Annotated in this window: 22 protein-coding genes; 17 read left to right on the plus strand and 5 right to left on the minus strand. The window is 40.2% G+C overall.

Annotated elements, in window-relative coordinates; all coding sequences use genetic code 11:
• Positions 1–67: 67 nt before the first annotated feature.
• From HXT32_RS02580 to HXT32_RS02660, 17 genes are all read left to right on the plus strand, one after another.
• Positions 68–1,198: a GuaB3 family IMP dehydrogenase-related protein gene (locus HXT32_RS02580; RefSeq protein ID WP_004108887.1), complete on the plus strand. Its 1,131-nt coding sequence runs from the start codon at positions 68–70 to the stop codon at positions 1,196–1,198.
• 363 nt (positions 1,199–1,561) lie between these two features.
• On the plus strand, positions 1,562–2,152 hold the full coding sequence (locus tag HXT32_RS02585) for a hypothetical protein (protein WP_004108888.1): 591 nt from the start codon (positions 1,562–1,564) through the stop codon (positions 2,150–2,152).
• 287 nt (positions 2,153–2,439) lie between these two features.
• Entirely contained in the window at positions 2,440–4,500 is a 2,061-nt protein-coding gene (locus HXT32_RS02590) for an AMP-dependent synthetase/ligase (RefSeq protein WP_422119030.1), read from the plus strand.
• 62 nt (positions 4,501–4,562) lie between these two features.
• On the plus strand, positions 4,563–5,051 hold the full coding sequence (locus HXT32_RS02595) for a peptide deformylase (RefSeq protein ID WP_004108893.1): 489 nt from the start codon (positions 4,563–4,565) through the stop codon (positions 5,049–5,051).
• A 309-nt stretch (positions 5,052–5,360) separates the two neighbouring features.
• On the plus strand, positions 5,361–6,179 hold the full coding sequence (rpsB, locus tag HXT32_RS02600; RefSeq protein WP_032842488.1) for a 30S ribosomal protein S2: 819 nt from the start codon (positions 5,361–5,363) through the stop codon (positions 6,177–6,179).
• A gap of 100 nt (positions 6,180–6,279) precedes the next feature.
• Positions 6,280–7,131, plus strand: a complete 852-nt coding sequence (tsf, locus tag HXT32_RS02605; protein ID WP_076002884.1) for a translation elongation factor Ts — start codon at positions 6,280–6,282, stop codon at positions 7,129–7,131.
• A gap of 174 nt (positions 7,132–7,305) precedes the next feature.
• Positions 7,306–8,055, plus strand: coding sequence for a UMP kinase (gene pyrH, locus HXT32_RS02610; RefSeq protein WP_004108906.1), 750 nt, complete (start codon positions 7,306–7,308; stop codon positions 8,053–8,055).
• A gap of 19 nt (positions 8,056–8,074) precedes the next feature.
• On the plus strand, positions 8,075–8,629 hold the full coding sequence (gene frr, locus HXT32_RS02615; protein WP_004106603.1) for a ribosome recycling factor: 555 nt from the start codon (positions 8,075–8,077) through the stop codon (positions 8,627–8,629).
• Between the two features lie 33 nt (positions 8,630–8,662).
• Positions 8,663–9,694: a phosphatidate cytidylyltransferase gene (locus tag HXT32_RS02620; RefSeq protein ID WP_004108908.1), complete on the plus strand. Its 1,032-nt coding sequence runs from the start codon at positions 8,663–8,665 to the stop codon at positions 9,692–9,694.
• A 42-nt stretch (positions 9,695–9,736) separates the two neighbouring features.
• Positions 9,737–10,654, plus strand: a complete 918-nt coding sequence (lgt, locus tag HXT32_RS02625) for a prolipoprotein diacylglyceryl transferase (protein ID WP_415693006.1) — start codon at positions 9,737–9,739, stop codon at positions 10,652–10,654.
• Between the two features lie 79 nt (positions 10,655–10,733).
• Entirely contained in the window at positions 10,734–11,399 is a 666-nt protein-coding gene (gene rpe / locus HXT32_RS02630) for a ribulose-phosphate 3-epimerase (protein ID WP_004108916.1), read from the plus strand.
• A gap of 123 nt (positions 11,400–11,522) precedes the next feature.
• On the plus strand, positions 11,523–12,131 hold the full coding sequence (locus HXT32_RS02635; protein ID WP_033888436.1) for a CDP-alcohol phosphatidyltransferase family protein: 609 nt from the start codon (positions 11,523–11,525) through the stop codon (positions 12,129–12,131).
• A 15-nt stretch (positions 12,132–12,146) separates the two neighbouring features.
• Complete coding sequence (locus tag HXT32_RS02640) at positions 12,147–13,196, plus strand: DUF881 domain-containing protein (RefSeq protein ID WP_081378935.1); 1,050 nt, start codon at positions 12,147–12,149, stop codon at positions 13,194–13,196.
• A 2-nt stretch (positions 13,197–13,198) separates the two neighbouring features.
• The gene (locus tag HXT32_RS02645) at positions 13,199–13,531 is read left to right on the plus strand and encodes a small basic family protein (RefSeq protein WP_004106615.1); all 333 of its coding nucleotides are present in this window, start codon (positions 13,199–13,201) and stop codon (positions 13,529–13,531) included.
• Between the two features lie 3 nt (positions 13,532–13,534).
• The gene (locus HXT32_RS02650; protein WP_004108919.1) at positions 13,535–14,371 is read left to right on the plus strand and encodes a DUF881 domain-containing protein; all 837 of its coding nucleotides are present in this window, start codon (positions 13,535–13,537) and stop codon (positions 14,369–14,371) included.
• 18 nt (positions 14,372–14,389) lie between these two features.
• The gene (locus tag HXT32_RS02655; RefSeq protein ID WP_004108920.1) at positions 14,390–14,830 is read left to right on the plus strand and encodes an FHA domain-containing protein; all 441 of its coding nucleotides are present in this window, start codon (positions 14,390–14,392) and stop codon (positions 14,828–14,830) included.
• On the plus strand, positions 14,808–15,413 hold the full coding sequence (locus HXT32_RS02660; RefSeq protein WP_102703127.1) for a MerR family transcriptional regulator: 606 nt from the start codon (positions 14,808–14,810) through the stop codon (positions 15,411–15,413). The genes HXT32_RS02655 and HXT32_RS02660 overlap by 23 nt, the downstream gene beginning before the upstream one ends.
• 645 nt (positions 15,414–16,058) lie before the next feature.
• Here the strand turns inward: HXT32_RS02660 and HXT32_RS02665 are convergent.
• The 5 genes from HXT32_RS02665 to HXT32_RS02685 all read right to left on the minus strand — a co-directional run bounded on the left by HXT32_RS02665 (position 16,059) and on the right by HXT32_RS02685 (position 22,167).
• Positions 16,059–16,793 carry an HAD hydrolase-like protein gene (locus HXT32_RS02665; protein ID WP_050770710.1) on the minus strand — a complete coding sequence of 245 codons (735 nt, stop codon included), beginning with the start codon at positions 16,791–16,793 and terminating at the stop codon, positions 16,059–16,061.
• Positions 16,786–17,133, minus strand: coding sequence for an RNA polymerase-binding protein RbpA (locus tag HXT32_RS02670; protein ID WP_004106625.1), 348 nt, complete (start codon positions 17,131–17,133; stop codon positions 16,786–16,788). Before HXT32_RS02670 ends, HXT32_RS02665 begins: the two co-directional genes overlap by 8 nt.
• Before the next feature lie 109 nt (positions 17,134–17,242).
• Complete coding sequence (locus HXT32_RS02675) at positions 17,243–19,876, minus strand: DEAD/DEAH box helicase (protein WP_285089210.1); 2,634 nt, start codon at positions 19,874–19,876, stop codon at positions 17,243–17,245.
• 27 nt (positions 19,877–19,903) lie between these two features.
• A complete protein-coding gene (locus HXT32_RS02680; RefSeq protein WP_064622067.1) occupies positions 19,904–20,245 on the minus strand; it encodes a hypothetical protein in 342 nt (113 codons plus the stop codon).
• Positions 20,246–20,247: 2 nt separating this feature from the next.
• Complete coding sequence (locus HXT32_RS02685; protein WP_004108930.1) at positions 20,248–22,167, minus strand: helix-turn-helix transcriptional regulator; 1,920 nt, start codon at positions 22,165–22,167, stop codon at positions 20,248–20,250.
• Positions 22,168–22,254: the final 87 nt, after the last annotated feature.

The following is a 22,254-nucleotide window of genomic DNA, read 5'->3' on the forward strand; positions in this document are numbered from 1 at the left end:
CTTTTGAATTACCATGAGTCTTACTATGAGTCGTAACTCGTCAGCATAAGGCACTAGCCTAAGAAGTATGTCTCAGGAAATTGAAATTGGTTTGGGCAAAAAAGCCCGAGTTGCATATTCGCTTGACGATATTGCTATTGTTCCTTCGCGCCGCTCGCGTGATCCTCAAGCTGTATCTACTTCATGGCAAGTAGATGCTTACACGTTTGATATCCCAATTATTGCTGCTCCGATGGATTCTGTTACTAGCCCGGATACTGCGATTGCAATTGGTCAAATGGGTGGTCTTGGAGTTCTTGATCTAGAAGGTTTATGGACTCGATATGAGAATCCAGAACCTTTGTTAAAAGAAATAGCTGAGTTGCCGTCAAATATTGCAACCCGCCGCATTCAGGAGATTTATACTGAGCCAATCAAACCAGAATTGATTGCAAAGCGTTTGCATACAATCAGAGATGCTGGAGTGACAGTAGCAGGAGCTCTTTCTCCACAACGCACGCAAGAATTATATAACACTGTTCTAGAAGCTGGTGTTGATTTATTCGTGATTCGCGGAACAGCAGTATCTGCGGAACATGTTTCTAAAGATCATGAACCTCTTGATTTAAAGAAGTTTATTTACGATCTCGATGTTCCTGTTATTGTTGGAGGTTGCGCAGATTATACTTCTGCTCTTCATTTGATGAGAACTGGAGCTGCAGGTATTTTAGTTGGATTTGGCGGCGGAGCAGTATCCGCAACCATGAATACTTTAGGGGTGCAAGCACCTATGGCTACTGCTATTGCGGATGTTGCTGAAGCTCGTAGGGATTATATGGATGAATCCGGCGGCCGTTACGTGCAAATTATTGCTGATGGCGGAATGGGTAATTCCGGCAGCTTTATTAAGGCTCTTGCAGTTGGAGCTGACGCAGTTATGCTTGGTACTCCATTAGCTCGCGCAACTGAGGCTCCTGGTCATGGCACTCATTGGGGCGCTGAGGCTCGTCATTCATCACTTCCTCGTGGGATGCGCTCAAATGTTGGCACTGTAGCTCCGTTAGAAAATATTCTTTTTGGCCCAAGTCATGAAGCAGATGGTACTACAAACTTTGTTGGTGCATTGCGCAGAACAATGGCTTCTACAGGTTATGTTGATGTTAAGAGCTTCCAGCGTTGTAGTGTAGTATTTAATCCATTCCATCAAGATATTCGTTAGTGTTAAGTATGATGCTTATTGCATAAAATATAGCGGTTCAGTAATTTGTTCTGAACCGCTATTTTTGTTTTCAAAATGCATATATCTATATGAACATTCTATTGATTCATGTATAAATATGATTTTTAACTATATTTGCTATTCTTTTAAACCGTAATGTGTATAATTCAACACGCATAAAATCGTTTATTTTCAATGAAAACGACGAATATTTTGTAATTTATCCACATTTTTATTAATTACGCAGTTAGAGAAAAATTACGTTGTAAGCTTTTATCTAAACTCGTTTAGTTTGTAGAAATATAAACTTAACAAGTTTTAAATAACAACAGTTTTAAATAATTGTTAAAACAGGAGAGAAATATGAAGATAGATTTTGCTGATGCCTATGGCATGGATGATAACGATTACAGTGATGATGAGCTGAAAGATAAGTCCTCAAAGACTAAGAAAAACAATGACGAGGATCCTCCACATGTTTTCTGTAGACCTCGTATTAGCTTGCCTGTATATGAGGGTGAAGTTAGTGTTGGTTTTTCTCGTGAATGCTTGAAATACCATGTTGGAATGTGTTATTTCGACAGTAGAGATGAGCAGGCTTTTGTTAATTTAGCTTTAAAAACTTGTCAAATTGCTTGTATAGCTGCAGATATTTCGAGAGGTAGGCCTATTTCTCCAGCAATGTCGCAGCTTCTAACAAAAAGTTGTATTACTAAATTAACTAACATGTGGAAACTGATGGATGAGTATTTCACTGATAATAACGATTCGGAAACTCGCTCTGCTGTGCGTAGTTTTCCTGCAGTTCCGAGTTTGTTTAATGGAATGTTAGTCAGCCCGAATCATTTTGAAGGTGTTGTGCGCATTTGTGCAGGACCTGTGAAATACTGGGCGTCGTTATCTTTGGAATTGAAAAATAATCGTTGGATTTGCACGTATGCAGATCTAGGATAAAATCGTCGCTTATAGTAGGTAGCTGAAATAAGACATCTATGATAATGCGTTTGAAGACTTATGTACATATATTCAAATAAATATGAGCCCCTTATTGCTTGATTTGCTGATTTTTCAACAATTTTAGCAATAAAGGGGTTCACTTTTGTAAGATTAAACATTCTAACTTGTACGACTTGTAGAATCTAAGTTTTTTCCCAGTGTTTGTTTGTAAATGACAATATTAAGTATTATTTTTTGTACTTCGTGCAGTCGTGTCGATTCTGTTATCAAGTACAATAAATAATATGCTCCGAGAATTTGCTGTAGAAGCCATTCACCCAACTCAAGACGGTGATACCATTTATTCCTTACTCGCCAATCGTGCTATGCGTAGCCCACAAGACTTGGTTGCTCAATGGCAAGACGATGAAACTCGTCGTTGGCATGATGTTACTTCATCTGAAATGCTCGCGAAAGTTCGTGCAGTAGCTCGAGGCTTAATAGCGCTCGGAGTTCAGCATGGCTCCAAAGTTGTTATTTACTCTGCTACATGCTATGAGTGGGGTGTTGTCGATTTTGCTTGTGCATGTATTGGTGCTGTAAGCATTCCTATTTATGAAACAGATTCAGCATTGCAGGCAGCTGACATTATCGATGAAGTTAAGCCAGTTATTGCTTTTGCTGGAGACGATGCGCATGCTCAATGCTTAGAGCGTGTTCGTCAGGATCATAAACATATAACTTTGAAAACCGTATTTAATTTCAAAGCTGGTGGCTTGGAAGCCGTTGTTGATTTTGGTAAATCTACTACTGATGATGAGCTTAATAAAGCTGTTGATGCTGTTAAGGCAGATGATTTAGCTACTATTGTTTACACTTCTGGTTCGACTGGTAGACCTAAAGGCGCAATGCTTTCAAATCGTAATTTTACGCATATTGTTTTTGCTGGTTATGATGTTCTTAACGATATGTTATGCAAGCCAAATCGTTTGCTTTTATTCCTTCCATTGGCGCATTGTTTTGCTCGGTACATTCAATATGTTGCTATTGGTGCTCACGGTGTTATTGGATATGTGCCTAATGCTAAGCATCTTTTGGCTGATTTGCGTAGTTTTAAGCCTACGTATTTACTTGGCGTGCCTAGAGTTTTTGAAAAAGTTTATAATGCTGCGTCACAAAAAGCTGGTGCTGGTATAAAGGGTCGTATCTTTGCTAAAGCTGTAAAACATTTCATTCAATGGTCTCGCGACAATGTTGAAGGTAAAACTCATTCTCTTGCTGCACGCATGAATCACGCGATGTATATGAAAACAGTTGGCTCGTCTATTCGCTCAGCTTTAGGCCCTAATCTTTCATGGTTGGCCTGCGGTGGAGCTCCAATGGATGCTGATTTGGCTCATTTCTTTAATGGTCTTGATGGCATTACTTTTATTCAAGGCTATGGAATGACTGAAACTGCCGCTCCTTGTGTAGTTAATTTTGAGCATGCAAATCAAGTTGGATCTGTAGGTCGACCTGGTCCTGGTATAGCTATCCGTCTTGCTGACGACGATGAAGTGCTTATTAAAGGTCCTAACGTATTTATGGGATATTTCAATAAGCCTGAGCTCACTGCAGAAGTTATTGATGAAGATGGATGGTTGCATTCAGGCGATCTTGGCTCAATAGATGATGAAGGATTCTTGTCTATTACTGGTCGCAAAAAAGATATTATTATTACTGCCGGTGGCAAGAATATAAGTCCTGCTCCTATGGAAGGTATTATTGCTCAATGCCCATTAGTTTCTCATGCTGTAGTAGTGGGCGATGGTAAGCCATTCGTTTCTGCTTTAATTGAGCTTGATCCAGATATGGTTCGTTCTTGGCTAAAGAATAAGGGTATGGATGTTAACCTTACTATGAGTGAGATTGCTACTAACGAAGCAGTGCGTTCAGTAATTCAGCAATTTATTGACCAAGCTAATAGTACTGTTTCTCGCGCTGAGTCTGTTCGTAAGTTTGTTATTTTGCAAGATGAATTTACTCAAGATGCTGGAACCTTGACTCCAAGTATGAAGATTGTTCGTCCGAAGATTCTTGCTCGCTATGCTGATATTATCGAAACGCAATTGTATGCTCCAAAGCCTAATACTCGTCCTTTGCCAGCAACTGTAAAGATTCTCGATAAAACTACTGAGACTGTTAAGCAAGCACAGGAGACTGTTAAGCAAGCACAGGAGACTGTTAAGCAAGCTCAGGAAGCTGTAACTCCTCGAGTACGTCAAGCTATCGATCAAGCTGCGAATCATTTGAAGCGTTTTGGTGAAGAATCTTCATCAGATTCCTCTTCGACATCGCATAGTGATCATAATGAACATGTCGAGTAAAAAGCTTACATATTTGTAGTTGTTTTCGTTATTTCTACTTACATAAAAGAAAGAGTAATCGAGTGTCTATTAGAAAAATTCGTATTGTTCCGGATCCCGTATTGCGAACTCCTTGTGATGAGATTCGTGAAATTACGCCAGCTGTGAAACATTTAGTTGATGATTTATTGGAAACGGTAAATGACCCAGGTAGAGCTGGATTGTCTGCTAATCAGATTGGTGTAAGTTTTAGAGCTTTTTCTTACAATATAAATGGTCGAATCGGCTATATTTTAAATCCCGTAATTGAAGAGCTAAAAGGTGAACAGTACGACGACGAGGGTTGCCTTTCTGTTCCTGGATTATGGTACAAAACTAGGCGTGCAAATTATGCTAGAGCTTGTGGAATTGATTTAGATGGTAAGACTGTAGTGCTTGAAGGTGAAGGTCTTATGGCTAGAATGATTCAGCATGAGTGTGATCATTTAGATGGTCATATTTATTTAGATAGGCTTGAAAAGGACGTGCGCCGTCAAGCGTTGCGTGAGTTGCGCAATAATATGCGTAACTAAGTTTTAGTTTTTATGCTTTATGCGTAAATAATTTTTTAAAAATTATCGGCGTTTTTGTTGCTTTTATCACTACAAGAATGCCGATTTTTAGTATTGAGCATCTGATATAATCGCTCTTTGCGTGTCCATTTTGAGCATGAGTATTGCCGCGTTGTATGATTGCTCGCTTTTTATTGTCTACACGGATTCGCAAATACGCGCCATGTACGCGTCCGTTCGTGTCGGTCGGCTTGGATTTAGACATGTGTTAACCAAGTTGCATGCGAACAGACATGGCCAGGAAATAACCGACAAGAAAGGTATATAGATATGGCACAGATTACCATGAGCGAAATGCTGAAGGCTGGTTTGCACTTCGGTCATCAGACTCGTCGCTGGAACCCAAAGATGAAGCAGTTCATTCTTACCCAGCGCAATGGTATTCATATCATCAATTTGTTCAAGTCTCTCGACATGATCGACAAGGCTTATGACTTCATCAAGCAGACTGTTGCTCACAACGGCACTGTTCTCTTCGTGGGTACTAAGAAGCAGGCTCAGGAAGCTGTACAGAATCAGGCAACTCGCGTAAACATGCCTTATGTTTGCGAGCGTTGGCTTGGTGGTATGTTGACTAATTTCCAGACTGTTTCTACTCGCGTAAAGCGCTTGAAGGAACTTGAGGAAATGGACTTTAGCGATGTTCGTGGATCCGGCTTGACTAAGAAGGAACTTTTGCTTCTCGAGCGCGAGAAGGACAAGCTTTCCAAGCAGCTCGGTGGTATTCGCAACATGAACCGCACTCCATCCGCCATGTTCGTTGTTGATATTAACAAGGAAGCTTTGGCTGTTGAAGAAGCTCATAAGCTTGGTATCCCAGTTGTAGCAATTGTTGATACCAACACTGATCCTGAGGCTGTTGAGTATCCAATTCCTGCCAACGACGATGCTATTCGTGGCATTGAGTTATTGACTAGCTTGATGGCTGATGCTGTAGCTGAAGGTTTGCTTGAGCATGCCGGTAAGGGCGCTAAGTCTGAAGGTAATGATGCTCAGCCAATGGCAGCTTGGGAGAAGGAATTGCTCACCAAGGAAGGCGAAGCTGAAGCTAAGCCTGCCAAGGAAGAAAATACTGAGGCAAACGCCTGATAAGCTAATTTGCAACCAGATTCTTATTTAGAAGCTGCAAAATCCAATTGATTTTGCTTTTTGCAGCTTTTAAGAATCATATTGATACGAGGAGAACAAAATGGCAGCAATTACTGCAGCGTTGATTAAGCAGGTGCGCGAAGAAACTGGCGCCGGCATGATGGACGTTAAAAAGGCTCTTACTGAAGCTGAAGGCGACGTTGCCCGCGCTAAGGAAATCATCCGTGCTAAGGGTATTCAGGCAGCTGGTAAGCGTGAAGGTCGTAAGGCTCAGGAAGGTACCGTCGCTTCTAAGGTTGTTAAGTCTGCTGAAGGCGAAACTGGTTACGCAGTTGAGTTGAATTCTGAAACTGACTTTGTGGCAAAGACACCAAAGTTTGTGGAATTCTCAAACACTGTTCTTGACCATGCTGTTGAAGCTAATGCTTCTACTGCTGAAGAAGTACTTGCAGCCCCAGCTGATGGTGCAACTGTTAAGGAATCGGTTGAAGAAGCAGCAGCTTTGTTCGGCGAGCATGTCAAGGTTGGTCAGGTTGCTAAGGTAAGCGGTCCACACGTTGAGATTTACGCTCACAAGAAGTCTGTGGAATTGCCTCCAAGCATCGTTTCCATGATTGCTACTGACGAAGCTGGTGCAAAGGTTGCTCACGAAGCTGCTTTGCAGATTTCCGCTATGGGTGCGCAGTGGCTTCGCCGTGAAGATGTTCCAGAAGAAGTTTTGGAATCTGAGCGTCGCGTTGCAACCGAGAAGTCCTTAGCTGAAGGCAAGCCAGAGAAGATTGTTCCAAAGATTGTTGAAGGACGTATGAACGCCTTCTTCAAGGAAACTGTACTTCTCGAGCAGGCATACGTTAAGGATCCATCCAAGAGCGTTGGTGACTTGTTCAAGGAAGTTGGCGGCACCGCTCTTGCCTTTGCTCGCGTTGAGGTTGGCAAAGGTGCTGCTGAATAAGCACTAATTATATAAGAATTTATTTTTGTTCTTGTATATAGGGTTGCGTGCACAAGTTGTGCGCAACCCATTTTTATATTCATTGTCCAGCTTAACGTGCGTTTTGAGTGTCGTTATTGATAGATAAACTGACAAAGATATACCTCATTCGCCGTTATGACTGGAGGAATCTGTATGGCTATTGCACAAACGGATGAAGGAAAGTCCCGTAGGGTTTTATTAAAGCTTTCTGGAGAAGCATTCGGTGGTGGTGCTGTTGGTATTGATACTCATGTCATTCGTAGGATTGCTGGCGAAATAGTAGCTGCAGTGAATCAAGGCGTTCAGGTTGCTATTGTTGTCGGCGGCGGTAACTTCTTTAGGGGAGCAGAACTGCAGCAAGCAGGTATTGATCGTAGCCGTGGCGATTATATGGGTATGTTGGGCACTGTAATGAACTGCTTGGCTCTTCAGGATTTTCTTGAGCAAGCAGGGCAAGCAACTCGCGTACAAACTGCTATTACAATGGGTCAGGTTGCAGAACCTTATATTCCGTTGAAAGCAATTCGTCACCTTGAAAAGGGTCGTGTGGTTATTTTTGGTGCTGGTGCCGGAATGCCATATTTTTCTACTGATACTGTTTCTATTCAACGTTCATTGGAAATTCATTGCGATGAAGTTCTTATGGGCAAGAATGGTGTGGATGGCGTATATAGTGCTGATCCTCGTAAAGATTCTACTGCTCGTAAGTTCCTAACATTAAACTACAAGCGCGCTATCGTTGATGGTTTAGCTGTTATGGATGCGTCTGCGCTTTCTATGGCTCGCGATAATAATCAAAAAATTCGTGTGTTTGGTCTTGAGGGCGAAGGTAACGTAACTAGTGCTCTTGTTGGAGAATCTATTGGCACATTAGTGTCTAATGCAGAGCCAACATTTGCTTAAATATTATAAAGGAGAACACATGTCAGCAATAATTGATCAAGCCCGTGAACAGATGAATAAGTCTGTTGAAGCTACTAAAGAGAATTTTATGGGTATTCGCACCGGTCGTGCTAATCCTGCTTTGCTAAACGGAATTATGGTTGATTATTATGGTGCTCCAACTCCAATTAAAGCTGTTGCATCTATTGGTGTTCCAGAGCCTAGAACTCTTTCAGTTACGCCTTTTGACGCTTCTCAAGCGAATGCTGTTGAAAAGGCTATTCGCGATTCTGATTTAGGTGTAAGCCCTAATCGTGATGGCAATGTTATTCGTGTTACTATGCCAGAGCTCACGGAAGAACGTCGCAAGGAATACGTCAAGCTTGCTAAGAATAAAGCAGAAGAAGGCAAAGTTGCAGTTCGCAATATTCGCCGCAAAGCTAAGGAATCTATTGACAAGTCTGTTAAAGATGGTGAACTTGGCGAAGATGAAGGTGATCGTTTACAAAAAGAGCTTGATAAAGTAACTAAGCAAGTTACTGATTCTTTAGACGTTTTGCTTGAAGGTAAGCAAAAAGAAATTATGGAAGTCTGAGATTTTTGTAGTTTCAAACTGAATGGGTGCCGTATGAGTCAAATAAAACAGCATAATTTTGTCAATGAAGTCAGTAAAGCAAATGCTGAAAAAACTGCATCAGAAGTAGGATTGTCTTCTGACAAAGCAGATACTGCTACACATGGCACCCATGAAACTTTAAGTGATATTAATCGTCGCACAGGCAGGAATATGCCTCAGGCAGTTGCTACCGCCGCAATACTAGTTGTTGCAATTGTTTCTTGCTTAATTATTAGCATTGATGTCTTTATCGTGCTTATGGCCATTTTTATGGTTCTGGCATTGTGGGAATTACATGTTGATTTTGCAACTCTCGGTTTGCGTATTCCTTTCGTGACGTTATCAATATGTTCGCTTGTAACTATTTTTGCAACATACTATGCAAAATGGCATGCTGTTGCTATGGCTAGTGGAATTACTGCATCTTTGCTTCTTACAGTAATTTGTGCGACTCTTAGCAGTACTATTTCAGATAGAACGATGCAAGCTGTAGAAAAAAAGCTCGATGGTTCTAACCGCTCATCATACGAACATACTTTATTTACGAATACGTCTGTTTCGCTATTCGTGGTGTTGTACATTCCACTTTTAGCTTCTTGCATCGTATTAGCTCTTACAAATACAAAATACGCAGTTGCTCACGCTATGCTTTTGGTATTTTTACCTGCATTAAGTGACACTGGCGGATTATTTGCTGGTGCATGGTTGGGCAAACATAAGCTTTCTCCGCGAATCTCTCCTAAGAAGTCTGTAGAAGGCTTAATAGGCTCAATGCTTTTTGCAATTATAGGAGCATATGCAATTATTGCAGGTTTTTATGGTTCCTCTTGGTTCAATTTCTGGTGGATGCCATTAGTCATGGGTATTTCTTCTGGAATTATTGGCACATTCGGTGACTTGTGTGCTTCTATGCTTAAAAGAGATATTGGTATTAAAGACATGGGACATTTGCTAAAAGGTCATGGTGGTGTTCTTGACCGAGTAGATTCTATTTTGCTGTGCGGTCCTGTGCTGCTTGTGCTTTTGCAACTTGCTCATTTCTGAATTTATCTGTCGCAATCGTGGGCTTAGACTAATATCGACGCCATGACAGTCTGTTTTATTCCGTCGCCAAGTATTTCGCAATTTTCTCTTGGCTTTGTAAACATAAAGTTTTACGCTCTTAGTATTCTTGCCGGTATTTTGATTGCAATGTGGATTACTACGCGTCGATGGAAGCGTCTTGGAGGAGATTTTAACCAGATACTTGATCTTGTTTTAGTCAGTCTTCCTGCTGGAATAATTGGCGCGCGTTTGTATCACGTTATTACAACTCCAGAAAAGTTTTTTGGCTCTAATTGTGATTTTTTAGAAATTTTTAGAATTTGGAATGGTGGTCTAGGAATTTGGGGCGGTATATTCTTAGGCGCATTGGCTGCTTGTGTATTATGCAAGTATCGTAAATATCCTATTGGATTACTAGCTGATTGTGCAGCTCCTGCTGTGCTTATTGCTCAAGGTATAGGAAGATTGGGGAATTGGTTTAATCAAGAACTTTACGGAGCTCCTACTAACTTGCCGTGGGGTTTGAAGTTAAATTATGATACTACTCAAGCAATAGGTCATAGTGAAAGATGTTATGATGGGTTAACGTGCCCAGAAGGCACATTATTTCATCCAACATTTTTATATGAGATGATTTGGAATTTCATCGGTGCTGCATTGCTTATTTATTTTGGCAAAGTTATAGCTAAGAAGTTAAAAGCCGGTTCCGTATTCGCACTTTATGTTATGTGGTACACAATTGGACGCGTGTGGATTGAGGCATTGCGAATTGATTTTTCACATGTTTTCTTAGGTGTGCGCATTAATGTTTGGGTTTCTATTATCGTATTCATGTGTGCAACTATTGTTTTTGCTTTGCTGCAAAAGAGTACTAGTACTCGTGAGTCTCTTGTTGAACGACTTATAGATATAACTTCAGACGAAAGAGAACGTGAGTCTCAGAACACTTCTAGTAAGTAAGATTCAAGTATTTGAAAAAGCAATTTTGAAAATCTTGTTTTTATAAAACTAGTCGCTTGCATTTTCTAGAATAGTACACATGAATATACAAATAGCACCTAGCATTCTTTCCGCAGATTTTTGCAATCTTGAGCGTGACCTCGATGCAATATCTAATGCGGATCTTGTTCATGTCGATGTAATGGATCATCACTTTGTACCTAACTTGACTTTGGGTGAACCAATTGTTAAGCGAATTTGTGAGGTTACTAAACTTCCAGTTGACGTACATTTGATGATTGAGGATCCAGATCGTTGGGCTCCAGAATATGCTAGACTTGGAGCTGCTTCTGTGAGTTTTCATATGGGTGCTACTCATGCTCCAGTGAGATTAGCTCGTCAGCTTCGCGATATGGGTTGTAAAGCTTGCTTTGCTGTGCGCCCTGCGGAACCAGTTGAACCTATTTTCGATATTCTTGATGAATTCGATATGGTTCTTATTATGACTGTTGAGCCTGGTTTCGGTGGACAGAAGTTCTTAGCTAATCAAATGAATAAGGTTCGCCGTTTACGTGACGAAATTACTCGTCGTGGTCTCAATACTCATATTCAGGTTGATGGAGGAGTTAGCCCTTCAACTGCAGCAATAGTTGCTGAAGCTGGTGCTGATGTGCTTGTTGCAGGTTCTGCAGTTTATGGAGCAGAAAGTCCTAAAGAAGCGATTGAAGCTATTCGCAATACTGCAAAAGCTGCTTGGCGTGAATAAATATTAGATGTATGTTGGGGGCATGAAATATGTCCCCAACATATTAAGTATTGCACAACAAGCGAGTTTTTTTGATGCGAATATATGCTGATTAATTGTGTGATTTCGTATGAGGAAGATATTATGACTAAGTTCGTTATTAATCAGGAATATAGTCCTGAAGCAATGAATCGAGTTTTGACAATACCTAATCTAATCAGTTTTTTGCGCATATGTTCAATTCCCTATATTGCTTGGCTTATTACACAGCAACAGATGACTTTTGCTCTTATTGTTTTAGCAATATCTGCGTTTTCTGATTGTCTTGATGGTTATATTGCTCGTACTTTGAATCAAGTTAGTAAGTTGGGTCAAATTCTTGATCCTATAGCTGATCGTCTATTAATTTTTTGCAGTACGTTAGCTTTAGCTGTTGCAATGATTATCCCTTGGTGGGCACTTTTATTAGTAGTATTGCGTGATGCTATTATGGCTATACTTGTAATAGTACTTGCGCAAAGAGATTATGGTCCTTTGCCTGTTAACTTTGTAGGTAAAGCTGGCACAGCACTTCTTATGCTTTCAATTGTTTCTTTAATGATTGTTTATGCTGTACCTACTGAGTCTATGCTCGTACTTTATGCTGCTGCACTTGCATGTGGAGTGTGGGGTATTGCTCTATATTGGTATGCTGGTCTGCTTTACTATATGCAAGCTTATTTGTTACTTGCTAAGTCAACAAAAACTAAATAAGGCGTGTACGCACATATGACTAAGCAAGATGAATTTGTTAGTTTAAAAGATAGTATCAAAGATTTAGATGTAAAACATACGTCTCATAAAAGCACTATGCCAATGTCTTTTGCTGCTCCTGATGGGATGTCGCTGACTAGGCGTAGGGCATTATTTTCGCACTCATTTACTGGTATTTCAACGCATCATGTTGTAATGTCTTCCAGTGGTTTTGCTCACAATCATGATCGTAGACGTTATATTGACGATTATGCTTTGCGTCTTATTGATGATTTAACTAATCGTCCAGTTGATCCAATGTTTATGGATGCAAGATTAAGTAAACAACCTGTTAAACCGTTTAATCTGTGGTTCACTAGAGCTATAGTATTTTTATTGTGTGTTTCTATTGGTACTGTTGGGAGCCAGTTTGTTCGCAAATTGCACACTGATCCTAGAAAAGCAATACGTTCTTCATTAGCTAATGAGTTGTCTGGCTATACGTCTCGTTTCGATAAGCTTGTAGAAGAAGTAACGTCATTGAGAAATAACGTAGATCATGAGTCGCAAAAAATTACTACGCCTGAAGAGGATGAAGTTAGTAAATCAGATGATATGGTTAATGGCACTCATGCTGTAGAAGGTTCTGGGATTACTTTGACTATTGCTAATCCTATTTCTGCTTCGAGCGATGTGAATAGCGGTTCTTTACCTCGCGAAAGTAATGGCGCAAGAATGCGATTAGTTACAGATCGTGATATTCAACAATTTGTGTCATTATTGTGGGAAGCAGGTGCTGAAGCTATTTCTGTTAACGGGCATAGACTTGGAGCGCAAACTTCTATTCGTGTTGCTGGTCAAACTATTCTTATTGGAGTTAATCAAACTCAAAGTCCATATGTTATTGAAGTTATTGGCGATTCTGATGATTTAATTAAACAATGTAATGATATGAAACGCATGAAATGGTACGCATCTTTAGTTAATGCAGGCATTAATCCACAGGTTTCACCTTCGAGAGTTATACGACTCAGTGCAGCAAACACAGGCGATATTAGTTTTGCCAATGAGAGAATTAGGAGATAAGCATGGCAGCGATTTTTGGATTAATTTTGGGAGTATTAATTGGAGTTGTTGTTCATCCAGATATTCCTATTGTCATTCAACCTTATTTACCTATTATGGTCGTTGCAGCACTAGATGCGTTGCTTGGTGCTGCACGTGCATATTTTGAAAGAAACTTTTCGGATAAAGTTTTTGTTATTTCATTCTTCTCAAATGTTATAGCAGCTACGTTGCTTGTTTTGCTTGGAAATCAGCTTGGCGTAGGTGCGCAATTACAAACTGCAGTTATCGTTGTTTTAGGAATTCGTATTTTCTCTAACGTTTCTGCAATTCGTCGTTTCATCTTCAGGAGTTAGCATATGGTTTCAATGTTTTCTCATTCTCCACAAGATGATGATATTCTTCATAAAATGCGTCGTCAAAAATCGCATGATCGTGAAAGTGATGAAACTCAAACTGGATCTTTCCCAGCAGTTCATCGTAAAGTAAAATCTTCACTAAGCGGTCACGTTACTCGAGCGCGTATATTTACGGGTTTTTTAATGATGTTGCTCTGCGCTTTATTAGGTTTTGCGTACATGATTCAAGTTAATCGTAGCAACTCACTTTTGTATGAAACAATGAGCGAAGAAGAATTGACTCGTCTTATTACAGAAACTCATTCTCAAATTCAGAGTTTGGAAAGCCGAAAAAGTGAATTAACAGGTCAGCTTAATTCGTTGCGTGAAGCAGTAGATAAACAAGATGAAGCTCGTCGTATTGCTCAGCAGAATGCTCAAGCAAATGGTCTTATTTCTGGACGTCTGCCGGCAGTAGGTAAAGGTATTGTAGTTCACATTACTGCAGGTGAAAAAGAGAATATTGATGCCGCTACGATGTTTCAGCTAATAGAGGAATTGCGAAATGCTGGCGTAGAAGTTATGTCTATTAACGATGTAAGAATAGTTACTTCAAGCTATATTTCGCAAACTAAACATGGTCTTATATGCGACAATATTATAATTGATCCTCCTTATATTGTGAAAGCAATTGGTGACCCTCAGAATTTGCAAAATGCTGTTAATATTGCAGGCGGTGTTGGGTCGCGTTTAAAAATTAAATTTGGTTCTTCTGTAATGGTTTCAGTGCCTGATGAAGTAGAAATTACTTCGACACGCGAACCAAAACAGTACGAATATGCAAAACCAGTCGAGTAACAAGGTAGAATAGCAAGTATGACTGAACCGATTCCTACAGCTGGCGAAACCACTATTATTGGTATGCCAGCTATTCATATTCCAATGAATACAACTTCAGATCGTCCTATGCAGCAGGATGATTTTGATACTATAGCGAAATTACTTCCTGGTACTGCGTTGTTGATTTCAACTAGGGGAGCAGTGTCTGGTTCTCGCTATCTTCTCGATGAAGATTTAGTAACAGTTGGACGTGATTCGCATGCTGATATTTTGTTAGACGATTCTACCGTTTCGCGTGCGCATGCAGTGTTTAAGCGCCATAATGGCGTGTTTAGCATTTCAGATTCTGGAAGCCTAAACGGTACGTATGTAAATCGTGAACGTGTTGATGAATCAGTGCTGCATAATGGCGATGAAATTATGATTGGCAAATTCAGACTGGTATTTTTCGCACATGACGCAGTCACAGTCCGATAATGTGATTAATGCAGTACAGGGGGAGCTTTTTAACTTTTCCTTGTCTGCTGATCACGCTTCAGGATACCGTGGTAGTGTCGCTATGAAGGTTGCCGGTATTACTTACCGGCAACTCGATTATTGGGCTCGTAAAAGCATTATAGAGCCTTCAATTCATGCATCTAGCGGTTCTGGTTCTCGTCGTTTGTATTCTTTTAAAGATATTGCGATTATGGCTGTAGCTAAAAGGCTGCTTGATGCTGGTGTTAATTTAGTTAATGTTACTACGGCTATTATTTTTCTTAATCGATACTCAGAAGAACGTTTGAGAAGTATGACTATTATTTGTGATGGTCAATCTGTTCAAGAGTGCGATGAGAATCAAGATAATATGCGTCGTATGCTTGCTTCTGGTTTAGCAGTATTTGCTATTGCTGTTGGTCGCATTGTTTCTAGAGTGGAAGAGGACTTATCTTCTGAAAATTCTGTTGATGCTACGCAAGTTGAAGAAAAAAGTAGTAAGTCTACTCGCAAATCTTGTTCAAAACCTACTTCTCATACATCTTCAAACTCATGGAGTCTTGTTCAGGAAACGTGGGGATAATGGCATGTTCGTAGTTGTTATTATCGCTGTTATTTGCTGGTTTGCTTCAGTATCATTGTTTTTATATAGTTTATTTGCTTGCGTACGTTTTTTAGTAAAATTTCGAAAAAATGCTTATTTGAAATCAAATAGTATTAGCAATAGTGATAAGAGAAGTTCTATTGGTTTAATGCCTTGGAGTATTGTTATTACGCATTGTTGTGGGCTTCCTTGCGCAATGCTTGCATACATGCTTTTGCATATTGTTCGCGATTTTGGATTTGTTTGTGATGATTATTGGTTATTAATGAGATCAACGCTGATTGCGTCATATGCGATTATTATCGCGCTTATTTTTGCTAATATTTTTGCAATGCTATTTTGTGCGTACCGAAGTTGCAAGTCTTAGATTATTTAGCAAGAAGTATATCGTAGGGATATTATTTGATAGTAGTGTGAGACTTTGTTGGTTGCGTTTGATTATTATCTCTAATTTGACATAACGTACATTATCGGATAAATATCAAGTAAATCTAGTCAAATAATAAGCTCAACCGGCAGAAACTGTGCAGCGTTGTAAAGAAACTGTCGTTTTCTCACTAAAATCCGACCGAAACTTTACGCACGTGTAAAGAAAAAGCCGTTACGACAAAAATTCTGATTAGATTAAGCGAAATATTCGCAAATTGCAGTGCTTAATTCGCTTACGCTATCAATAATTCTGTAAGATCCGTGTGCTTCAAGCTCTCCAGGCTCAGCATAACCCCATGCGCATCCCAAGCAATCCAAGCCGCAATCTTTTGCTCCATCAGCATCAGTCCAACGGTCGCCAACCATCAAAGCTCTGTCGCCTTTTTCTGGATTGTAATCAATCTCATCAAAAACATAACGAATAACTTGAGTTTTGCTAATACGCGACATATCTTTACTCGCGCCATAAATTCCGTCAAGATACTTCGTTAAACCAAAATAATCGCAAATAGGCTTTACTTGATATTCTGGCTTGCAAGATGCGGTTGCTAAATAATATCCAGCTTCACGAAGTTTTGTGAGTTGCTCAAGTATTCCATCGTATACTTTGTTAAGTAGGCATCCTGAAATTTTTGTACCAGGATTATTAGGATCATCAAAAGTTGCTACTTCAGAATAATACTTGCGATACGTAGCAAGTCCCTTTGCTAGCAGCGATTCAGGCACATTATTGCGTTGAAGAGATTCTAAAATTGAAGGACCTATAAAACGGTGCATTTCAGCATCGTCCGGAATAGGCTGTTTCAACTCTTTCAATGCAAGCTTTGCGCAAGTAATAATACCAGCATCTGACTTTGTTAATGTGCCATCAAGATCAAGCAGAATAATGTGACGACTAGTACATCCTGAAGACACTGAGAATTCACTCATAGTCAGGAATCCAGCCCTCATGATGCATTTTTAGACGCTTGTCTAGTAAAGTTTTTAATTCTTCTTCACTACGACGTTCAAGCAGCATATCCCAATGCGTCCTAGACGGCTTGTTGAAATCATCATCTGGGCGATCATCGTCGCCTTCGCGATGTGCAATCGTGCCGCAGCGGCATTCCCACTCTTCAGGAATTTCTGCGCCTTGAGCAAAAGGAAGAATCGTGCGATGCCCCTTTGGGCACACATACACAACATCATTTCGTGCAGCGAAATCTACATTATCGTCAGATTCCAATGATTTCGCACCAATGCTCATACCGCGTAAACTGCGTTCTGCCATAGTATCTCCTTGTGTAGTACTTTATAAAATTACCGAATTGCACGGACTATATATATAAAAACGATTTATATATACAAAATACATGCATTTTATTTGTATATGCTCATACTTATACATCTGAGTATGCTACAACTCCACGGTTTAATAGTTTTGCAGCTTCATAAGCGCATGAAGCAAGATTTTTATCTACGCCATCTATAGCTTGTAAATATTCTCCTGTTGCAAAAAGTTGAGTAAGTAAATCAATAAGACGTTTAGTTTGACGCACGAAATCTCCTCCAGTGCTGTCGGTATTGCGCAAAATTTCAGCTAGATCAGCACCATTAGCCCAATCGTACATAATATCTACAGCACCAAATTCAAGCGGTCTTAACGCTGGCAAATGAGCGTCTGCGCATAATGCGCTAGTACGCATAAATAATTCTTTCATTCGCAATACTGTATTAAATATCGCGCCATCCTTGCCGCCTGGATATCGTCTAGGTTCTCCCCCTGCAGGTCCTCTAGATTCATAAACTAATGCAGACAAGCACGATAATAATTCAAGCGGCGAAAGATCATTAAAAATTCCCTCGCAAATAGCTTCAGCAAATACAATGTCTAGTTCGTTATACAACCTTCTTAACAATTGACCGCGCTCAGTAAGGTGCAAAATTTGGTTTTGTGAAGAATCTTCAGATTGTAAATAATCCAAACTGTACAATACGTCACAAATATGGTCAAAAGTTCTAGCAACAGAACCAGTACGAGATTCGTAGCGTTCACGTACTTGATCAAGTTCCTTATGTTCTCTAATCCAATGGTAGCCCCAACGCAAATGTTGTTGAATATCTGCACAACCTGCACACGGATGCGTTCGCTCAGCTTCTCTAAGATTTGCAATAACATCATCCAACGCTTTAAACGCTGCTGTGCGTTCTGCATCTGTGCGGAATAAAGTATGTTTAAGTTTACGGCGTTGATCGTGTTGAGCTTCTTTAAGCTTCATGCGTAATTGTAAGAATTCAGCAAAATCTCCATGTTCGCAGTGGAATGCTTCTTCATAGCCTTTAAGAGCTGTTTCAAGTTCGTTCATGCGATTATGTAAACGTTCAGCAGAAGCATTAGCTTCCCATTGAGCAAAAGAACAATCTAGTGTTGTTCTAGCAGTGTCTGCATCGCTTGAGTTCAGCAAATTAACTGCCATATTAAACGTAGGAACGAAGCTGGAATGTAGCGGGTATACGCGTTTACTAGAAAGTGCTGCAGCTTGTTGAGGGACGAAATCAGCATGATCTACAAGAATTGCGTAACCAATATCGTCAATTCCACGTCTTCCAGCACGACCTGTAAGTTGCGTAAATTCTCCAGGCGTAAGAGGTACATGCCCAGTGCCGTCAAATTTTACTAGCTTTTCTACAACAACGCTTCGAGCTGGCATATTTAAGCCTAAAGCAAGTGTTTCTGTTGCAAAAACAACTTTAATAAGTCCGCGTTCAAATAGTGTTTCAACAATGTGACGGAATAATGCAATCATACCGGCATGATGTGCTGCAAATCCTTGTTCGAGAGCAAAACGAAAACGTTCAAAGCTTAAAGCGTGTAAATCTTCTTTAGAAAGTTGATTTGCAACCATACTGTCGACAATTTTACGTATTTCGTACATTTCTTCATCAGAGGTAAGTATTAATCCTGCGTTTAAACATTGTTGAACAGCTTGATCGCATCCGGAACGAGAGAAGATAAAATAAATTCCTGGCAGCATTCCTAGGTAATCTAATTCGTCAATAACAGCCCAGCGGCGAGGAGTATGTCGTTTCGCGCATTTATCTAACTGTGCAACTCCCCCGTTAACTCTGTGTTTCTTACCTTTTCTGTAACGGTATTTGCTATCGCTGTAAGATTCTTTACGGCGACGAGCTCGGTACTCGAATTCATTAAGTTTCCTAGTCAATGCAGGGTTAACGCGCTTAGTTACGTTTCCATTATTGTCATGGTCGTATAAATCGAGTAACTCAGGCTCAGTTGCAGAATCCTCTTGAATAACAACATGTCTTTCTAAAGGCACAGGTCTGTGTTCGTCGACAACCAAATGAGTTTCTCCACGCACTGATTCTAGCCATGCAGAAAAATCTTCAACATTTGAAACAGTTGCAGACAACCCAATAATTTTCACCGATTTCGGAAGGTGAATAATAACTTCCTCCCACACAGCTCCGCGGAATTTATCTGCAAGATAATGAATTTCGTCAAGAACGACAAAACCTAAAGATTGCAACGTAATCGAATGCTCGTAAAGCATATTTCTTAAAACTTCAGTAGTCATTACAACAATGTCTGCTTCAGGATTTACAGAAGTATCGCCAGTTAATAACCCTACTCTGTCTGAGCCGTACAGTTCGCAGAAATCGTGATATTTTTGATTACTTAAAGCTTTAATAGGTGTTGTGTAAAAAGCTTTTACATTGCGATTTTGCGCAAGAAATACAGCAAAATCCGCAACAACAGTTTTACCAGCTCCAGTAGGAGCAGCAACTAAAACATTATTGCCATTTTCTAGTGCATCAATAGCTTCAAGTTGAAAATCATCAAGTTCAAAAGACAAAGAACGCTCAAATTTAGATGCCATCGAGTGCTCGTGCTTCATTATATTTTTAAAAGCTGCGAAACGTTGTGAAGGAGATAATACTACATCATTCTCATTGCAGTCAGTTGGATTGCCTGATTTATTTTTGCAGTCTTTTTTCTGTGATAAATGAGACATAAAAAGTATTAGTCGCTTTCTTATATGCTATAGCTGAATGTCTTCTTCGCGAAGAGATTTTTTATCCCAATGCTGCCATATTTTACGGTGATTTTCGCGAATTTTTTGATGACGCTCAATAACTTTTGTGTGCGTTCGCTCATATCGATTCGTTGCATCTTTAATAGGAAGTGTAAATAATGGATCTCGAGGATTTTCATTATCTTCTTTATTTGGTTCGTGCAAACGTTCAAATCTAGAAGAAACGTCTTCGGAAATACCAAAACAGACCTTAGCTATTTTTATTGCGCTTAAAATGACAATAACAACTCCTAGCGCTACCATTATCAGCATAAAAACTGTTATGAGTAGCCAAATCCACCAAGGCATTGTTATTCCTCTGTATTCGCATTATCAGCGTGATTAACGCTTAATTCACGTTGAGCGCGAGCAATAATCATACTGCGCAATGTTTCAGGAGCAACAGCTGTAATATGACGTGCGTGAGCAATGCAAAAAGCAACGAACCATGAATCAGAAGAAACAGTAAGATGGACTTTTACTCCGCTGCCACAAGTTTCCATAGTGGCTCCAGAAAGATTCTTCAAAAAGTTCAATTCTGTTTCATCGGTAATGAAGCAAGTTTCAGTTCCGTTATCAAAGCTCCACTTGCGAAGTTCACTAACTGGCACATCTGGAATTTTAACTTGAGATACAGGCTCTACAACTTCTGCACGTTCAATACGTGCTACGCGAAGAACTTGCCAAATGCGAGGCAATCCATTCGCTTTATTAATTGTCGTATCTTTAGCAACAAATTCACGTTTATCTTCTGGTGTTTGCTGCTCTACATCAGTCCATACTGCAACATAGTAAACGCCTTCATCAACGTAAATCTTCGACGGTGCAACAATCTTGCGACGAATACGTCCTGCCCCGTCAGTGTATTCCATATCTAGTAAAGATCCAGAGTTAATAGCACTGCGAACAATAGAACAATTTCGAGGCTCAATTTCGTAACCTGTTAAACTCAGCCATGGAGTTTGACCAGGAAGAACATGACGGCGAAGACGCTTATACAAGGATTCAGCTTGTGTGCGCTGTTCAATAGGCAAAAGCAAGGAATGCGCCAAATAATTAGCAGACGCAGTAAGCATGCTCAAATATTGCTGTGAAATTCCAGCAAGTCTTTCCAATCCTAAAGAGTTAGTAGCAGAAACAATTCCCTCGTTCTCAAGAAGAGTCCAATCTATATCAAAGAATTGGCTTCCGGCCATTTCCCCATCGTCAGAAACAGTAGTAAGAGTATTTATATCCTTGTGAAGAATTGTAACAAATCGACGAAGTTCATCATCGCTTTTTGGTCTACCAATAAAACGCTCAGCAAGCTCGTCTAATGGGAATTCCTCTCCAAGATGAGCAGACAAGAAAAGCATCAATCGAAGCCTACGATCTACTTCACTTCCAGTTTGGAATGAAGAGCCTTTTTTGGTATGCGATTTATCAGTGTTGCTATTTTGTTCTTCAATATTTTGCGCTTCTTGTATAGCACCTTCTTCATCTTTTTGCTCATTTTCGTCATATTGAGCAAAATTAACTGCTGCGTGCAAACGGCGATGGAAAGCATCAACTGCTTCTTGAGGGCTTACTACGCTAGATCCAGGATGTTCTAGTACAAACATCGCTAAATCGTCAGCATCAGTATAAGCAACGTTTAAATGTTCACCATCGACATCCACAGTTGCGGCAAATCTGCGAGAATCAATAACTTTTACCAATGAATCAGGTAGCATTTGTGTTCCAAGACCAGGTGCGATTGAATCTAATCCTAAGCCAGGAATAGGAGTTTGTGGAACTCTAGGAGCAGTGCGAGAAGTGCGCTGTTGCTCGTGTTGACCTGAATCAAGAGAAGAAATAGACATTGAACGAGCAAGATAATTTGCTGCAGCTAAAACTGGTAATTCAGATTGGTCGAAACGTAAACGTACGCGAGGCTCATCGCCTAATTGCAAACGATAAGACGCAAAGTCTTGACCTTCGGACTTCGAAGAATATTCTGGCTGCCTAGACTCTATTGCAATACCCATAGCAGCAAGCTTTGCGCGATCTCGCTGGAACTGTTTTGCGAATGCTGCTTTAGCTGCTTGATCTGCAAGCTCACCGTATGAATCTGCATATGCCTTTACGCGCTGTGCAATTTGACGCGAAGTCAGCCATTGCGGGAATGCGGAAGACAATACAGCGAGTACATCTAACTCGTGTTTGCCCCATTTGTCGGAAAAACGTCGCCTTCCGTTGCTTCCTTCTACCATTAGTCCTCACGTATCATGTTTGTATCAATTTACTTATGCGCCTTGCATACAAGCGACTACGAAATGCAGCAAAACTTGTGTTGCAAT

Source organism: Gardnerella sp. DNF00747, assembly GCF_049262675.1.
Taxonomy (GTDB): Bacteria; Actinomycetota; Actinomycetes; order Actinomycetales; family Bifidobacteriaceae; genus Bifidobacterium; species Bifidobacterium swidsinskii.

What these genes read in the sequence shown, in the direction of transcription:
- HXT32_RS02620 (WP_004108908.1), top strand. Translation starts at nt 8,663, where the DNA reads ATGAGTCAAATAAAACAGCATAATTTTGTCAATGAAGTCAGTAAAGCA.
- HXT32_RS02655 (WP_004108920.1), top strand. Translation starts at nt 14,390, where the DNA reads ATGACTGAACCGATTCCTACAGCTGGCGAAACCACTATTATTGGTATG.
- HXT32_RS02580 (WP_004108887.1), top strand. Translation starts at nt 68, where the DNA reads ATGTCTCAGGAAATTGAAATTGGTTTGGGCAAAAAAGCCCGAGTTGCA.
- HXT32_RS02665 (WP_050770710.1), bottom strand. Translation starts at nt 16,793, where the DNA reads ATGAGTGAATTCTCAGTGTCTTCAGGATGTACTAGTCGTCACATTATT.
- lgt (WP_415693006.1), top strand. Translation starts at nt 9,737, where the DNA reads ATGACAGTCTGTTTTATTCCGTCGCCAAGTATTTCGCAATTTTCTCTT.
- rpsB (WP_032842488.1), top strand. Translation starts at nt 5,361, where the DNA reads ATGGCACAGATTACCATGAGCGAAATGCTGAAGGCTGGTTTGCACTTC.
- rpe (WP_004108916.1), top strand. Translation starts at nt 10,734, where the DNA reads ATGAATATACAAATAGCACCTAGCATTCTTTCCGCAGATTTTTGCAAT.
- HXT32_RS02635 (WP_033888436.1), top strand. Translation starts at nt 11,523, where the DNA reads ATGACTAAGTTCGTTATTAATCAGGAATATAGTCCTGAAGCAATGAAT.
- tsf (WP_076002884.1), top strand. Translation starts at nt 6,280, where the DNA reads ATGGCAGCAATTACTGCAGCGTTGATTAAGCAGGTGCGCGAAGAAACT.
- HXT32_RS02685 (WP_004108930.1), bottom strand. Translation starts at nt 22,167, where the DNA reads ATGGTAGAAGGAAGCAACGGAAGGCGACGTTTTTCCGACAAATGGGGC.
- HXT32_RS02675 (WP_285089210.1), bottom strand. Translation starts at nt 19,876, where the DNA reads ATGTCTCATTTATCACAGAAAAAAGACTGCAAAAATAAATCAGGCAAT.
- pyrH (WP_004108906.1), top strand. Translation starts at nt 7,306, where the DNA reads ATGGCTATTGCACAAACGGATGAAGGAAAGTCCCGTAGGGTTTTATTA.
- HXT32_RS02640 (WP_081378935.1), top strand. Translation starts at nt 12,147, where the DNA reads ATGACTAAGCAAGATGAATTTGTTAGTTTAAAAGATAGTATCAAAGAT.
- HXT32_RS02680 (WP_064622067.1), bottom strand. Translation starts at nt 20,245, where the DNA reads ATGCCTTGGTGGATTTGGCTACTCATAACAGTTTTTATGCTGATAATG.
- HXT32_RS02670 (WP_004106625.1), bottom strand. Translation starts at nt 17,133, where the DNA reads ATGGCAGAACGCAGTTTACGCGGTATGAGCATTGGTGCGAAATCATTG.
- HXT32_RS02590 (WP_422119030.1), top strand. Translation starts at nt 2,440, where the DNA reads ATGCTCCGAGAATTTGCTGTAGAAGCCATTCACCCAACTCAAGACGGT.
- HXT32_RS02660 (WP_102703127.1), top strand. Translation starts at nt 14,808, where the DNA reads ATGACGCAGTCACAGTCCGATAATGTGATTAATGCAGTACAGGGGGAG.
- HXT32_RS02645 (WP_004106615.1), top strand. Translation starts at nt 13,199, where the DNA reads ATGGCAGCGATTTTTGGATTAATTTTGGGAGTATTAATTGGAGTTGTT.
- HXT32_RS02650 (WP_004108919.1), top strand. Translation starts at nt 13,535, where the DNA reads ATGGTTTCAATGTTTTCTCATTCTCCACAAGATGATGATATTCTTCAT.
- HXT32_RS02585 (WP_004108888.1), top strand. Translation starts at nt 1,562, where the DNA reads ATGAAGATAGATTTTGCTGATGCCTATGGCATGGATGATAACGATTAC.
- frr (WP_004106603.1), top strand. Translation starts at nt 8,075, where the DNA reads ATGTCAGCAATAATTGATCAAGCCCGTGAACAGATGAATAAGTCTGTT.